Source organism: Neobacillus vireti (genome assembly GCF_036962465.1).
In the GTDB taxonomy this organism is placed as follows: Bacteria; Bacillota; Bacilli; order Bacillales; family Cytobacillaceae; genus Neobacillus; species Neobacillus vireti_B.
Window position 1 is genome coordinate 112,819 of the sequence record NZ_JBALNF010000002.1, and the last position, 14,900, is coordinate 127,718.

17 protein-coding genes are annotated in these 14,900 nt (G+C 37.7%); 1 reads left to right on the forward strand and 16 read right to left on the reverse strand.

Going from position 1 to position 14,900, the window contains the following annotated elements:
- Positions 1-58: 58 nt before the first annotated feature.
- From tatC to V7077_RS01160, 8 genes are all read right to left on the reverse strand, one after another.
- On the reverse strand, positions 59-811 hold the full coding sequence (gene tatC, locus V7077_RS01125) for a twin-arginine translocase subunit TatC (RefSeq protein ID WP_335497995.1): 753 nt from the start codon (positions 809-811) through the stop codon (positions 59-61).
- A 135-nt stretch (positions 812-946) separates the two neighbouring features.
- On the reverse strand, positions 947-1,141 hold the full coding sequence (locus V7077_RS01130) for a twin-arginine translocase TatA/TatE family subunit (protein WP_215042961.1): 195 nt from the start codon (positions 1,139-1,141) through the stop codon (positions 947-949).
- 323 nt (positions 1,142-1,464) lie between these two features.
- Positions 1,465-1,959 (reverse strand): dihydrofolate reductase, encoded by a 495-nt coding sequence (locus V7077_RS01135; RefSeq protein ID WP_335497997.1) that lies wholly within the window; start codon positions 1,957-1,959, stop codon positions 1,465-1,467.
- Positions 1,956-2,750, reverse strand: coding sequence for a thymidylate synthase (locus tag V7077_RS01140; protein WP_335497998.1), 795 nt, complete (start codon positions 2,748-2,750; stop codon positions 1,956-1,958). Before V7077_RS01140 ends, V7077_RS01135 begins: the two co-directional genes overlap by 4 nt.
- A gap of 91 nt (positions 2,751-2,841) precedes the next feature.
- Positions 2,842-3,420 carry a TerD family protein gene (locus tag V7077_RS01145; RefSeq protein WP_335497999.1) on the reverse strand — a complete coding sequence of 193 codons (579 nt, stop codon included), beginning with the start codon at positions 3,418-3,420 and terminating at the stop codon, positions 2,842-2,844.
- Between the two features lie 95 nt (positions 3,421-3,515).
- Positions 3,516-4,127, reverse strand: a complete 612-nt coding sequence (locus V7077_RS01150; protein WP_335498000.1) for a TerD family protein — start codon at positions 4,125-4,127, stop codon at positions 3,516-3,518.
- Positions 4,128-4,140: 13 nt separating this feature from the next.
- Positions 4,141-5,265: a toxic anion resistance protein gene (locus V7077_RS01155; protein ID WP_335498002.1), complete on the reverse strand. Its 1,125-nt coding sequence runs from the start codon at positions 5,263-5,265 to the stop codon at positions 4,141-4,143.
- A 3-nt stretch (positions 5,266-5,268) separates the two neighbouring features.
- Positions 5,269-6,906 (reverse strand): YceG family protein, encoded by a 1,638-nt coding sequence (locus V7077_RS01160; RefSeq protein WP_335498004.1) that lies wholly within the window; start codon positions 6,904-6,906, stop codon positions 5,269-5,271.
- Positions 6,907-7,119: 213 nt separating this feature from the next.
- On the opposite strand from V7077_RS01160, the gene V7077_RS01165 reads away from it, so the two are divergent.
- Complete coding sequence (locus V7077_RS01165) at positions 7,120-7,365, forward strand: hypothetical protein (RefSeq protein ID WP_335498005.1); 246 nt, start codon at positions 7,120-7,122, stop codon at positions 7,363-7,365.
- On the opposite strand, the gene V7077_RS01170 is transcribed toward V7077_RS01165, so the two are convergent.
- The 8 genes from V7077_RS01170 to V7077_RS01205 all read right to left on the reverse strand — a co-directional run bounded on the left by V7077_RS01170 (position 7,349) and on the right by V7077_RS01205 (position 14,855).
- Entirely contained in the window at positions 7,349-8,173 is an 825-nt protein-coding gene (locus tag V7077_RS01170) for an HAD family hydrolase (protein WP_335498006.1), read from the reverse strand. The two genes, V7077_RS01165 and V7077_RS01170, sit on opposite strands and share 17 nt — an antisense overlap.
- The gene (locus V7077_RS01175; protein ID WP_335498008.1) at positions 8,170-9,291 is read right to left on the reverse strand and encodes a cysteine protease StiP family protein; all 1,122 of its coding nucleotides are present in this window, start codon (positions 9,289-9,291) and stop codon (positions 8,170-8,172) included. The genes V7077_RS01170 and V7077_RS01175 overlap by 4 nt, the downstream gene beginning before the upstream one ends.
- Positions 9,292-9,296: 5 nt before the next feature.
- Positions 9,297-10,646 (reverse strand): phosphoribosyltransferase family protein, encoded by a 1,350-nt coding sequence (locus V7077_RS01180; RefSeq protein ID WP_335498009.1) that lies wholly within the window; start codon positions 10,644-10,646, stop codon positions 9,297-9,299.
- A complete protein-coding gene (locus tag V7077_RS01185) occupies positions 10,597-11,784 on the reverse strand; it encodes an HpcH/HpaI aldolase/citrate lyase family protein (RefSeq protein WP_335498010.1) in 1,188 nt (395 codons plus the stop codon). Before V7077_RS01185 ends, V7077_RS01180 begins: the two co-directional genes overlap by 50 nt.
- A 76-nt stretch (positions 11,785-11,860) precedes the next feature.
- Positions 11,861-12,637, reverse strand: a complete 777-nt coding sequence (locus V7077_RS01190; RefSeq protein WP_335498012.1) for a TerC family protein — start codon at positions 12,635-12,637, stop codon at positions 11,861-11,863.
- Between the two features lie 71 nt (positions 12,638-12,708).
- Positions 12,709-13,290, reverse strand: a complete 582-nt coding sequence (locus V7077_RS01195) for a TerD family protein (RefSeq protein ID WP_335498013.1) — start codon at positions 13,288-13,290, stop codon at positions 12,709-12,711.
- Positions 13,291-13,378: 88 nt separating this feature from the next.
- Entirely contained in the window at positions 13,379-13,972 is a 594-nt protein-coding gene (locus V7077_RS01200) for a YpjP family protein (protein WP_335498014.1), read from the reverse strand.
- 106 nt (positions 13,973-14,078) lie between these two features.
- Positions 14,079-14,855, reverse strand: a complete 777-nt coding sequence (locus V7077_RS01205; protein WP_335498016.1) for a class I SAM-dependent methyltransferase — start codon at positions 14,853-14,855, stop codon at positions 14,079-14,081.
- Between the last annotated feature and the right edge of the window lie 45 nt (positions 14,856-14,900).

The window sequence follows — 14,900 nt, forward strand, 5'->3', positions numbered from 1 at the left end:
AAAAAAAAAAAAAAAATAAAAGACCCTAAAGGATTTTTCCTTTAAGGTCTTTTCTAAATTATGCTTCGATAACTTCTTCTTTTTCTTCCTCACGTTCTTCATTTTGCTGTTGTTTTAATTTTTTTCGGTAAACGAATTTTGATAAATTAATACTCACCTCATAAAGAAGTAACAATGGTATCGTTACGACAAAATCAGACATAAAATCCGGAGGTGTAATAACAACGGCAATAATAATTAAAACAAAATAGGCATACTTACGGATTTTTGCTAACACAAACGGATTAATAATACCTAGAGAGGTTAAAAACATAACTACAACAGGTAATTCGAACAAAACTCCAAATGGAAGAGTCATATTCAAGATAAAGCTAAAATACCTCTCAGCAGTAAAGTTTGTAACAAACATATCTTGACCAATGTTCACTAAAAAGTTGAGCACCATTGGAAAAATGACAAAATACCCAAACGAAAGCCCTAAAACAAATAATATAAACAGTGCCGGAACATAGGTAACGGTTATTTTTCGTTCATTTGGTCTAAGGGCCGGCCTAACAAATAACCAAATTTGTAGGGCTAGAACTGGAATCGTACCGGCAACAGCTACGACACCGGCGAGCATGAAATAAATCCACATGATATCACTTGGCCCAAGTACGAGAAGTTTCGTACTTCCCACAAACCATTTGTAAATATCGTCAACATAGATAAAACCAACAATAAAAAAGACGATAAATGCCAGAGCCGATATAATTATCCGTTTACGCAGTTCCTCTAAATGATCAACCAAATTTAATTCTTTATCTTCCATGTACTTCCCCTGCCAATTTCAAAGGTTAAAAATTTCAAGTGTTTAAATCTTTCACTTTAAAGATTAACACGTTTTCACGCATTCATATAGGATTAAAATTCGAGAAGAAAAAGGTGCAAGATAGAATCTTACACCTTATTTAGTCAAATTTTTCTTTTCTTCGTTAAGATCTTCCATTACATCATCAGTTAGTTCACGAGTAGATTTTTTAAATTCCTTTAATGTTTGTCCAAACGCCTTACCGATTTCAGGGAGTTTCTTTGGCCCAAAGATAATTAATGCTAGCGTTAAAATCAAAATTAATCCGGGTACTCCGATATTAGAAAACATGGATTTACATCCCCTTTAAATGATGTTTTATATTTCTACTATGATTATAGTATTGAAATATCCTTTTGAGGTAATTATCCACAATAATTCATAGTAATTTCACAAAATCTGATAAAAATTTGATTAAAGTGACATTTACCCTTTTAACAAATTAATTGTAAATCCCTATAGACAATTTAACAATTACAATCGGTTAAGTCAATCTACATTCCGTTTATTTTTAATTATGAATATTAAAACTACTCATTTATACTTTCAAAAATTAAGGCTCCTTACTACCAGTATAATTCCATAATAAAAAAGCATCACTATGATGCTTTTTATTATTGCCCCATTTTTCTATCGTATATTCTAAATTCATAATCGTAAGGATTTTCTTCATTTTTAATCCCTTTTTCAACCAATGTGAGGAACCATTCCTCTTGATTAAATGGAGGAAAAAAGGTATCGCCTGCAAAGGTTTCGTCAATATAAGTAATGTATAGTCTATTTGCAAATGTTAACGTCTCTCGAAAAATTTCGGCCCCGCCAATGACAAAAATTTCTTTGTTTTGTTTTTGACTATACGATACAAACTCATCAATGGAGGAAAAAACGGTACAGCCTTCACATTGATAATGAGGCTGCCTGGTTATGACGATATTTTCTCGGCCTGGTAGGACGCGTCCAATCGATTCATGTGTTTTTCTCCCCATAGCAATCGGATGTCCCATTGTTGTTCTTTTAAAAAACTTTAAATCTTCAGGTAAATGCCAAGGTAGTTGATTATCTTTACCAATAGCATTTGTTTGATCCAGAGCGACAATAAATGAAATCATACACTGACGGCTCCTTTAATGTGCGGATGCGGGTCGTAACCTTCTAAAGCAAAGTCTTCAAATTCAAAAGAGTAGATGTCCTTTACATTAGGATTAATCTTAAGAATAGGCAATGGACGCGGCTCTCTTTCCATCTGCAATTTCACCTGCTCCAAATGGTTTTGATAGATATGGACATCTCCAAATGTATGAATAAATTCTCCTGGCTTTAAGTCACAGACCTGGGCAATCATCAGCGTTAACAGTGCATAAGAAGCAATATTAAACGGCACACCAAGAAATACATCAGCTGAACGCTGATATAACTGACAGGAAAGCTTTCCATCTGCCACGTAGAATTGGAACATACAATGACAAGGGGGCAGAGCCATATTATCAATTTCAGCTACATTCCAGGCATTGACAAGCAATCTTCTAGAATTGGGATTGGTTTTAATTTGCTCGATTAATTCACTGATTTGGTCAACGGTTTTCCCATCAGCCCCATTCCATGAGCGCCATTGATGACCATAGACGGGCCCTAACTCACCATTTTCATCAGCCCACTCATTCCAGATTCTTACCCCGTTATCTTGTAGAAAGCGCACGTTCGTATCACCTTTTAAAAACCATAATAATTCATAAACAATCGATCTTAGGTGCAGCTTCTTTGTCGTTAAAAGTGGGAAACCCTCCTCTAAGTTAAATCTCATTTGATAACCAAATGTACTGATTGTCCCAGTCCCGGTACGGTCGCCTTTTATATGACCGTTATTAAGGACATGCTCGCATAATTGCAGATATTGTTTCAACTAAAGACACTCCCTGTTATTCATATTTCTCCATTGTATCATGATAAAAAAAAGCTGCCAATCATGATGGCAGCTCGTAAATGAACATAAACTAAACTTCCAAACCAAAATTTCGACAAAGGGCTGCTAAGCCGCCTGCGAAACCACTACCTACTGCATTGAATTTCCAATCCCCATTATGGCGATACAGTTCGCAAAAAACAACGGCTGTCTCAACCGAAAAATCCTCTCCAAGGTCAAATCTCAGGACTTCATTACCCGTGTCCTCATCCATCAAGCGGACAAAGGCATTAGCAACCTGACCAAAGTTCTGATTTCTTGCCTCAGCTTCATGAATCGTGACTGTAATTGCAATACGCTGAATATGAGAGGGAACTTTGCTGAAATCTATTTTGATTTGCTCATCATCACCCTCCCCTTCACCAGTGCGGTTATCACCCGTATGTTCCACCGCACCTGAAGGGTGAATCAACTGATTGTAAAAAATAAAATCACTTTCCTGTTGGACTCTGCTATTAGCATCAGTAAGAAATGCAGATGCATCCAAATCAAAGTCGTTACCACCATGATACCGGTTTGTATCCCAGCCAAGGCCGACAATAACCTTTGTTAAGCCAGGATTTGTTTTTGTCAGGTCAATTCTTTGTCCTTTTGATAAGTTAATACCCAAATAAATCACCTCGAGCCAAGCTTTTCAAATAAAAAGGAATAAATTTTTTTATCATTGTTTAGCTGTATTACATTCAGGTCCATTCACTATTCTTGTTAGCTGTAAGAACGAACAACCTCACTTAGGCTTGCAGCATTCGTTCCGCTGCCAATAGCAGCAAACTTCCACTCATTGCCATGGCGATAAATTTCACCTGTGACAAGGCAAGTAAGCCCGCTATAATTATCTGTTAAATTGTAGTGAAGCAACTCTTGGTTTGAAGTAGGATTAACAACTCGAATAAACGCATTTTGAATCATTCCAAAGTGCTGTTTTCTTTTTATACAATCATAAATATTAACTACAAAGACGAGTTTTTGAATGTTTGATGGGACACGGCTTAGGTCAATCATAATTTGTTCGTCATCCCCGTCTCCGTCTCCTGTTAAGTTATCCCCCGAGTGCTGGACACTGCCATCATTACTTTTTAAGTTTCCGAAATAAATAACATCTTTATTGTTTTGTAATTTGTCATTTGCCCCAAGCATAATAACCGATGCATCACAGTCTACATTAGCTGAGCCACTGCCGCCGCCGAATAAGCCGCCGAACAACTTGCCGCCGCTGCTTTGTACAGGATCCCAGCCTAAACCTACAAGAATCTTAGTTAAGCCCGGATTTCCTTTTGTTAAATCAACTCGTTGACCTTTTTGTAAATTAATCGCCATTTCAATCACTCCATTAACATATTTGTATATAATTTAGGGATTGTTTCATTTTTTTGAAGTTCTCTTGCAGCTGCTCTAAACGTTTAGTCCCTTCTAAACGAAGGCGTTTATTCTCCTCTTCAATCGCTCTTGTTTCCTGCATACCTTTGATGATAATATTCCAGGATTCTTCAATCGTCTCGATTTTAATACTCGGGCCACCAGCAAGTCTGGCGATATCGGTACTTTGCTGAGAGATATTCTGTGCGTTTCTTAATAGCATCTCATTGGTCCTTCGGTCAAGTTCGCTCATCGAATCGGCTACAAGCTTTTGCCTTTTTGCTGCCACAGCTTGTATTAAACCATTTTTAAAAATAGGAATCGTTGTCACAAAGGCTGAGTTAATTTTTCCAATTAGCTTGGTGTTCCCTCTTTGCAATAAGCGAATCTGTGGTGCAGTTTGAAGCGAAACCATTTTAGCCATTTCAAGATCATAAATACGCTGCTCCAGGAGTTCAATCGCATTTTTTAACGAATCTAACTGCATAGAAGCAAGCTGATCCCCTTGAGTAACACGAGCCTCAAGCTGTGGAAGGGTGTTATTCTTCAGCTCCTCAGCCTTTAATTCACCGGCAACAATATATTTTTCCAAGGTTAAATAGTATTGATAATTTTGTTCATACATTTGTTCTAGCATATTGGTCGCATCGACCATTTCATGCTGATATTTAGAGATTTCCACATACACTTTGTCTATTTCCGAGCCCATTGTCTGATACTTGCCAAACAGCTTTTCAACCATTTTTTCGCCTTTTTTAAAAAGCTTACCGAATAATCCCCCAGAAGTCTTTTGAAAATCCTTGGCATCAAATTTATCCATTATTCGGCCTAGATGTTTCAATAGTTCACCGGAATCTTCTACTTTTGTCGTCCGCATATTGCTTAAAATTTGATCTGAAAAACGAGATATTTGCACCGCTGGCTCTTTACCAAATTCTAATATTTGTATTTGGTCACGTTCATCAATAGTACGAGCCAAATTTTGAATTTCAGGTTCTTTGCGTAAAGCTAGTTTAATATCTGATACTTTCGTTTCGGTTAGAACATCATCAGCTGCTGCAGGTGTTAAACCGTTTGATGGATTTGGTGATAAATTCACTTGTTAATCTCCCCTTAAATTTTTTAAGATTCCCTGAAAAAGCCCTTTTTTAAAAAGCGATGGTTCCTTAAACTCCAAGTCAAACACCACTTCATCTAGCCAGTGCTTATCAAATAATCGTTCATCGACATAGTTTTCGATATCATTATGGCCTGGAGGATTATACAAAATGAGATCAATCCCAAATTGATTTAGCAGCAAAAGAAGCGCTGCATCCGACCTTGATAGCAATCCTGTCGTTTCGGTATTGTATATAATTAATTTAGGGACAGCTTGGGAATAATCAAATCTCTCCATTAACTGAATGATATTCTTGGGCATAAACATCGCCTGTGTAAACAGATATATTTTTACTTCTTCGCTAGATTCAGCTGTCAGCGGTTTTAAACCTGGTGTTTCACAGATTCTTCTAATGGCATAGGCGATTCCTTTTTGCAGCCCTGAAGCTAAGAACGAATAGGGCCAATAATGCGACTGCATCACCTTGTCTGCACTCAGCAAACCATCTTTACCAAGAGCGTTTCGATAGTGGTAGCGAAAATCACTAGTACTTGGTATCGTAAGAGGCAGCCTTTTAATCAGCATACTATGTTCTAATTGGCTAATAGCTTGAAGCCGATCCCAATATTCTTTGCGGTTTTTACTTACCCCTTGAACTTTAGCAAATATTGAGGGGATCTTCACTTCACCGTTTCGTACCTCAAAATCCGGTCGAATCATGGCTATTTCTTTCGCAAGGATAAACAGTTCGTCATAGGTCGTTCTTAACGTAAGGGAAGAAGGTGTGTAATCCCGTAACTGCCAGGGCTTATAAAGACCTGATCCCTCTTGATTGAGAATTGACTCAATTTCTTTAGATGCACGGTAAGCCACAGTTGTTTTCCTGCTGCGCCTTTCCTTGGGAAATGGCTCTGCTGGCTGTTGATTAGGATAATGATAAGTAAAAATTTCTTCCGTGATAAGACCTGATAATATATCGTGGCCTTCCGGATGAAAGATAACAAGGTCACAGCCAAGCTTAATTAAATAATATAAAAAATATTGATGACTCTTTTTAAAATCTCCATACCACAAGAATTTGGGCATAGCCCTTTGCGGATCAGCCTGCTCTAACAAAGGTTTTAAATGGTTCAGCGACCATTTCACAATGTCGACGAGCACCCTCCTGAGTTCATGATTCTTCAACCCATTAGTTTCATGATTTGCAAATAATTCTAAGGTGACAATCATTGCTTCTCTTAGTTTTCTGTGAATCACCGGCACGTTTGATTTTAACAAAAGCTGTTCACCATCAAGAAACGCAGTAAAACGATTAATAGATAGCTTTTGTTCATTATTAATATTAATGACCCTTTGAATGGCTTGAAAGTGGGCATTATCTATGGTTTTATCCAACGAGTCCTCACTTAACAGTCCAAGGTTCCATGTATGATTATGGACATAATCATACAGCTGGTTATAATATTCATCCGTGTCTATTGGTAAGCCCAAAAACTTTCCAATTACTTGTCCAATTTGTATCGTTCCATTTTCGATTGAATAATTCGGCCGTTCTGGCAGTATTTTTTTCAGCATGTCCTGCCAATTTTCAAATGAAAGGGATACAGCCTGGACGTTTAACTGATTTAATGTTGGATACATTCATAATCCCTTCCCTCTAAAAGCGAAGCTGGTGTGGTCGTTTAGAAAATTATGTAAGGTTTCCATTTCATCATATCACAGTTATTTCATTGGTTCATTTGTTTATACGAAAGAGAGCTAAATTTGTTTCATTTTGAGCTCTGATCTCCCTTTTTCACGTTTTCACCTGTCCCTACATATTAATGGAGTACTCATACTAAGTAGGTGACACAAGTGAGATTCTTATATAAACGACCGAGACTGGACCAGGTATCTGATGAATTAGACACTTTAATGGAAGTGATGGTTTCAGACCTATTTATCTATTTAGATTTATTTGTCTTCAGCTTTATCTTTACAATGTTCTTATCTCCAGTCATCCCGTCATTAACCATAGCCATTTTGTTTTTTCTAGCAAGCTACAGTTTCTTTGGCTGCCTTTACTATTTTGTTATTGGTAAAATTACAATAAAAAAATAGGATTGGTGTATCTTAATTGATGGAAATCTTGTATAATCTCTTCCCCGGCTCTAACGCCGCAATTTGTTGTAAGAATCGAGGTACTACCACCTGTAACATGTGCAAGTTTATGGGCAAGTTCTCCATGGTTTGGGACAAATCGATATTGACAGTTCTTTAAAAAATCCCAATCAAGGAGGGAATCACCTGCTCCAGCAACCGATTTTTCACCTTCAAGTTGACAAATATAATCTAGCGCGTTTCCTTTACTAATGGCTTGAGGGATAAAGTAAAGTTTTCTTCCTTGCACCGAAATCCTCCAACCCGATTTGGCAGCCAAATCCTCAATCAATTTTCTTTCACTATTTGACGGAAGGCTGTTTAATAAAAAATAGAAAAACCATCCCTCAGCCTGTTTCCTTCTCCCGTCTAAACAGACACCTTCCCTGTGCAAAATGGATAGCAGTTCAGTTTGTGTGACAGATTCTCGTTTAAGACGGTTAAGGATTTGGTTTGACCACTCCTCCATCATAGTCCCTTGATGGAGAATATTGGCACCGTTTGCAGTAATCGCATATTTAATCCGAATATCTTGTTCAAAAATAATAAATCGTTTAAACTGCTCCGTTGTCCTGGTTGTGACGGGTACAAACAAACTTTGATTGGCAAGTTCCTTTAATTGGATATAGGAAGTTTCTGTCATAAAAGCAACCGAATCTCCATCCTTTTGTTCAACTGGTACTAATATCAAACCTTCAGGGACTCCCAACTCATCAAGTGCCCGTTTTGAATAGATTAATGTTCGGTCGAGGTCAGATGCAAAAATCATTTTAGCATCCCTTCGACCTTTTTGATTAGACCACAGCACAAATACTTCATATCTGGATAGGCCTGGACTTCCACTCCCTTTTCTTCTGCAAGCATTAGGATATGCTTGACAAACGGGCTAGAAGGATCACGCACTAAGATTTTCCATGGTACTCTGCGAAGTAGAACCCTCGTTGTTTCTCCAACTCCGGGTTTAATATAGTGGGTATTCTCTATAGAGAATTCAGCCTGTATTTTTTTCACATCTTCCATCCCCAAAAACCCTGTTTCTATTTGCATAGACAAAAGCTTGGCAGCTGACTCTTCCGCTTCATGGCCAATGGCAGAGAATTCTTCGGATATCAGTTCGATAAACCGGTTAGAAACATCTTCTGCAAGCAGGTTTTGATAAAATTTAGCCCCGTGAAAATCATCCTTACCAATGAATGCATCATTTAATACCGTCCTGCTGACTAGCCCGGATACGGTAGAATTTAAACAAGCACTCGGAATTAGGAAGTCCTCTCTGGTACCAAAAAGTGTGGTGCAGCAGCCAGGATCGGCAATAACGGCAAGTGTGTCATCCAGCCTCAAGCCATATTTTTCTCCATATTCCCGGCAGGCCCTCGTTAATTCTAACGAGATAGCCCCTTTCCCTGTCCAGCCGTCTACGAATTGAATTTCCCCATTTGGATGCTCTTGTTGAATATAATGAAGGGCATTTTCATCAATTCCCTTATCACGGATGATTGAAATGCTATAGTGAGGTAAGCTGATCCCGTATTTTAACTTTAGGTATCGCTTAATTAAGATTCCAACCGGGGTACCAGCCCGGGCAAGCGAAACGAGAATGGTATTTGACCCTTTTAATTGATAGATTTGCTCTGAAACTATCCCAACACACAAGGCTACTTTTTGTTTATATCGTTGTAAGGTGTTCCAGAAAACCTTTACATACTCTTCAGGAGGCTGGTATTCTATGGGCAGTGACTCGCTATAGTGACCTCCTGATTGGATCTTTGTTTCCCTGTTTACCACGGTATCCTCTAAAACTATGTTACTTAAATCTTTTAACAAAAATAGAACATCGTCCACATGATAGGTTCCGATTTTGGCAGGTTTGCTGAGTATTTTTTTCATCCTAATCACCTCTGCCTTCCTGAGAAAAAGACAATTTTAATGGTTTGAAAAGCTAATTCTCCTAATTCTTCAATCATGGGCTCAAGCTTCTCTTTAGAAACTTCCCTTTCAAAAAATAGAAATAATTCATCATAATGATTCGGAGGGATATTATAAACAAAATTTGGGATATTCTCGTTCTCCGGATTGGGAAAGTTGACTCCGAATTTAGCCCCATAACCTTCCTCATTCTTAATATAAATTGGACTTCTAGTTGTAGATTGATAATAAACACCTCTGCCCATCTCTGCAGCGAGTCTCATTGGCAAATACATGAATTCCCCCGTACCTAGGCATAAGGTTCGAACCCCGCTTCTTTTTTGCCTTAAGAATTCGGAAGCTTTAGAAATTCTTTGATGGACTAGAAAATTTTCTAAGCTTTTTAAACCAAAACGACCTGTTTCGTTAAGATAAGGAAGTCCAATCAGTTGGTATCTAGAAGAAAAACGGGAAGATGTAAAATAAGACCCAAGGTGTACTACTTCAATAGACCCCCCTCTTCTGAATGTACCAGCTTTATTAGAACGATTGTCTAACTCTTTTAATTGATGAATCTTGACATGACCAGATAGTAAGCTGACCACATTTATTTTAATTCCTAATTCTTGTTCCACCCTTAAAAACTTTTCCTGATATTCCTGGGAACGCCAATCTAAAATACTTACTAATGTATAAACAGGTCTCGAAAATTTTTCATGAATGGATTTGATAATATTTAAGGCTGTGTTACCGGTCGTTATTTCATCATCAACAAGAATGATCTCGCGCTGATGATCAATCATTTCTAATGGAATATAACAGCGATGGGATGTTGCATGGGAGTGTTCCTCTTCAAACGTAATGACAGGCCTCTCCCCGCTAATCTCCTCTCTGGTTGTATGAAAAAACTCAGCTCCTTCGAAACAATCAAAAAATGCATGTCCAAGGGCAGTAGCTGTTTCTGCAAAACCAATGATGACCGGTTTATGCTTTTCTGAAATAAAGGGACTGTTATGAAAAGTACCACCCGTAAGGAATAGAGATAGCAGTCTTTCTTTTTCCAGGCAATTTATCCCCTTAACCATTTCTAAATATCTCGCACCAAGCAGAGCCGCTATTAGCAGTCCCTTATTGGGTTCGGTCGGTAAATGTTTGCCAAGCACCTTACTTATAAATAAAAACGAGCGCTTCTTATTGATTCTGGCTGCCATAGTAAAGAGTTCGTCTATGGGAATATGATATGGATTTTCAAGACTATTTATTTCCACTTTTATTGAATCAAGGATGTTAAACGTATACTTCTTTTCTGATAAGGTCAATACTTGTGAATTCTTCATGTAACACCCCATAAACCTGTGATTTTAATAATATTTTTTGCGCCCAAAAATAATGAGGTTTAACTTCATTCATTTTATTGGCAAATTCACTTTTCATAACCCCATTATTTTCATCGAAAGCTTTTATTATATTGCTAGCATCAATATATTCTTCATAGGAAACGACATTAAGTGCCTGAACAACCTTTATATGTGACGGATGAATGATGGTTTTTCCGGTTAACCCATTACTAATATCCATTAAGATTTCGCGGATAAGTCCATCCATATTTTCATCTATTAACTTGGCTCTCCATTTGAGGCCTTCCTCTCCATATCGTTCACGAAACGGTGTCTGCCTTAACTGGGGCTTTAACATTCTTTTTTTTGCAGAAAAATATTCCCAGACAGGTCCGGATACAACATATGGACTATCAAATCGTTGAAAAACATTAATAATATCAGAAATGCAATCTCTTAAAACAGCAATATCATAAACCGTCGTATCCATATTTCTGCGAATACCATATAAACCACAGAAATCCGTTGCCCCTATCCGAACATTCAGAATATAATCTCTATATTGATCAAGCAAGTGCTTGATCTTCAATAATTCTTCCATTCTTGTCTCCTTTTGTATCACACTAGCTGATTCAAGAATGGGCATTACATAAAAAGGATGTGTCTCGGTATGTATGGTACGAACCATTTCCAAAATACCCCTGCCATTTTCGGCACTGAATTTAGGAATTACCACACCTGTCAAAAGGTTCAATGCATCTCCTAATTCATCCTTGAGTCGTTTCAATTGATCGAGCTGGCGAATCCGAATAAACATGAGCGGTAAATCCTCAGCATTTAAAAACCCTTTATTACATTCCGCATATAACTTTAATAATTCCCGAACTAGTAAATTTTCTGCTAGTTCAACTTCATTATCGCCAATTGCATCTTCCAAATCAATGACAAGCGAGGTTAACCCTTCATGTTTATTTGAAAGAATTTCCTGATGGATATTTGGCCGGGTAGCTGGCATATAGAGTGTTGCTCCTAAACCATAGGACAACAAATCACGGTTTGTAAATTTTGTAATTGCCCCAGGTCTCCGAAAAAAAAACCGCTCAATTTCATCTTCGTAAAAGTATGTAAAAAATTCCATAACCATTTTCTCCTCCGTGAATGGTAAAAAAGAGAGGGAAACAGACTTTCGTCAGCTCCCCACCCTTTGACAATCATTATGAATTATTTTCCTTGCTGCCTTCCTTTTTCTTATTGTTATAGTGAACGATAAAAGTAGCACCAAAGGTCAGTAATAAGATAATAAAGAAGGTAATATGTCCCATTTCAATATGAACTACTGCAAGAAGCATTTTGACCGCTATTATTAGAATTAATATATAAGCGGTTGTTTCAAGTTCTGGCACACGGTCAATTAATGTTAAGAAAACACCTGCTACTCCCCGCATCATTAATACGCCGAGCATACCGCCAATTAATAAAACCCAAACCTCTTCACTAACACCAAAAGCCGCTAATACGCTGTCAACAGAAAAGGCTATATCCATTAATTCAACTGCCGCCACAGTTCCCCAGAATGTTCCGAATAAGCGAATTAACAGGCCTTTTTGATTCATACCTTGCTCATCGTTCTCTTCTTCCTCAGAACCTTTTCGTTTATCCAAAAAGTACTTAATGGATAACCAGGCCAGGTACCCTGCACCTAATATTTTTACCCACCAAAGTTTGATTAAAAACACTCCGATGCCGATTGCTACAAACCGGAAGGCATAGGCCCCTAATAAACCGTAAAACAGTGCTTTCTTCCGTTTTTCAGGTGGAAGATGTTTTACCATAACCGCTAAAACTAAGGCATTATCAGCAGAAAGCAAACCCTCTAAAATAACTAGTGTTCCAATTAATCCCCAGCTGACGGGATTCGTTAACACCTCTCCCCACATTTCCCAGTTAAAAAACTGTGAGTATGTATCTAATATATGTTGTAAAACTGACATTAAAAAAATTCCCCCTAGTTAGTAAACCTGTTTTTTTAAAAAGACCCAGCTAACTGGGTCTTTTTTGAGAATTAGCCGATGGATAAGCCAAAGTCTTTTGCTAATGCGGCTAATCCGCCTTGATACCCGCTGCCAATCGCACTAAATTTCCATTCACCGTTGTGACGGTATATTTCTCCTACCACAATAGCTGTTTCTATCGAAAAATCTTCCCCTAAATCATATCTAATTAATTCTTCTCCTGTGGTTTCATTAAAGATACGGGCATAGGAATTGCTAACCTGACCAAAGTTTTGATTTCGACTATCCGCATCATGAATAGTAATGGTAAAAGCGATTCTTTGAATATTCGCAGGAACAGCAGTAAGATTAATTTTCACTTGTTCATCATCGCCATCGCCATCGCCTGTCCGGTTATCTCCGGTATGTACAACGGCACCGCCTGCGCCTTCACGATTATTATAGAAAATAAAATCTGTTTCATTTGTTACTTTACCATTCTCCCCTAAAAGGAATACGGAAGAATCCAGATCAAAATCATTTCCGCCATCATATTTATTAGTGTCCCATCCTAATCCAACCACAACGCTGGTTAAACCAGGATTGGTTTTTGTTAAATCAACCTTTTGCCCCTTTGATAAACTAACTGCCATTTTTACATTCCTCCAATTTTGGTAATAATCTATTTACGAGTTTCTCTTAAAAAGGTTTCATTTATAATAAAAACATTTTTACTAAGGACTAACTCATCCATTTTGGCGGTGTATTTTTATCCCAATAAATAGAGCCAAGTTCATGATGTGAATGAAATTGATCATGATAAGTATGATAATGAAAATTAAACCAGTATCCTGCTTGCGGAGGATTATCGCGTCTTACATGGAAACGAATAATATCTTTCCCAGAAACACTATCTTTTATATTAAAAATTTTTTCAGAAAGTCCTGCGCCCGGCTGCTCAGTAATTGTAAGTTTCTTGACATCATCCTCGGGAAATTGTGAAGCTGTTTGAGCAATTGCCTTTTCAATATTCGGTAAAATTACTTCTCGGAACTCATTTTCGATGACCGGCTTAATTCTAGTCCCAAATTTTTGATAGGATTGTATTTCTGCCTGTTTAATCAGCTCCTGCATAAACGCTTCTCTATTAAACTCTGTTTCTATTACATAACTATTTGCTTGGACAATACTTCTATCCGGAGCTTGGGTTTCAAAAACGTCCCTATCGTTAATTTTTTCGGCATTTGCTTGATTGATTAGTTGTGATGGGGTTACCAGACCAAATGTTAAAATGGAAATGGTAACAAAAAGTGATTTACGCAGCCACTTGTTCATTTTTCGGTTCACACCTTTATATTAAAAGATTTCTGAAGTTAAGTTCCTTACAAATAATTATACTTCTTTTTTGGGTCAAATGGAAAAAAACTGAAAGAAAAGGCTTTCAATTTTTTTCGATCACACCAAAATGAAACTTAGCGGTTTTTCGGCGGATTACTTCAAATCCATATTTTTCAAAGCGAACACTCTTGTAATGGTCTTTTAATACCACGCTTAATTTCGCTACTCTGATAGCTTCGTTAATCAGCTCATCAGTCAAATCATCATGAATAGCAAAATGGCCTAAAGCTTTAATCCCATCCGATTCAAGAATCGTTTCTTCAAACATTGGATCAAAATAGACACAATCAATAGATGAATCAGCTTGGCTTTTTAAATATTCGTAAGCATCCTTATGAAGAACACGCACGCGTTTCATGGCCTTATTCATGGCAGGAAGACCAGAGTCCCAGGTCTCGAGTCCCTTTTGAACCATGAAAGCCAAATATTTCTGACCCTCTATACCGGTTACCATCCCTTCCCTGCCGACGAGGAAACTTGCAACAATTGCATCTGAAGCGATACCTAGGGTACAGTCAAGAACCGTCATCCCTCTTGCCAGTTTTGCAGCATTGGCAAATGGGTCAAATCCCCCTTTTATCAACCGCTTAATCCGAAACATCGCTGAATTAGGATGGAAGAAAAATGGCTGAACACTGTTTTTCTCAAAAAGCTCTAATCGTTCTTTTCCCACCACAATACAGCCGCTTTTAGCCTGTTGTTGGATAAGGTTTAATGATTTCTTATTTCGCGGAAGATAAGGAATCTGCAAATTCTCCGCAATTTCTAGTGCGTGTTTTATCATCCCCGGGGTTGTTCTCCCTGCTGTTGTTATAAACATATTACCCTCTCTTCTTCTAAAATAACGGCTGTGTTAATCTTGAAT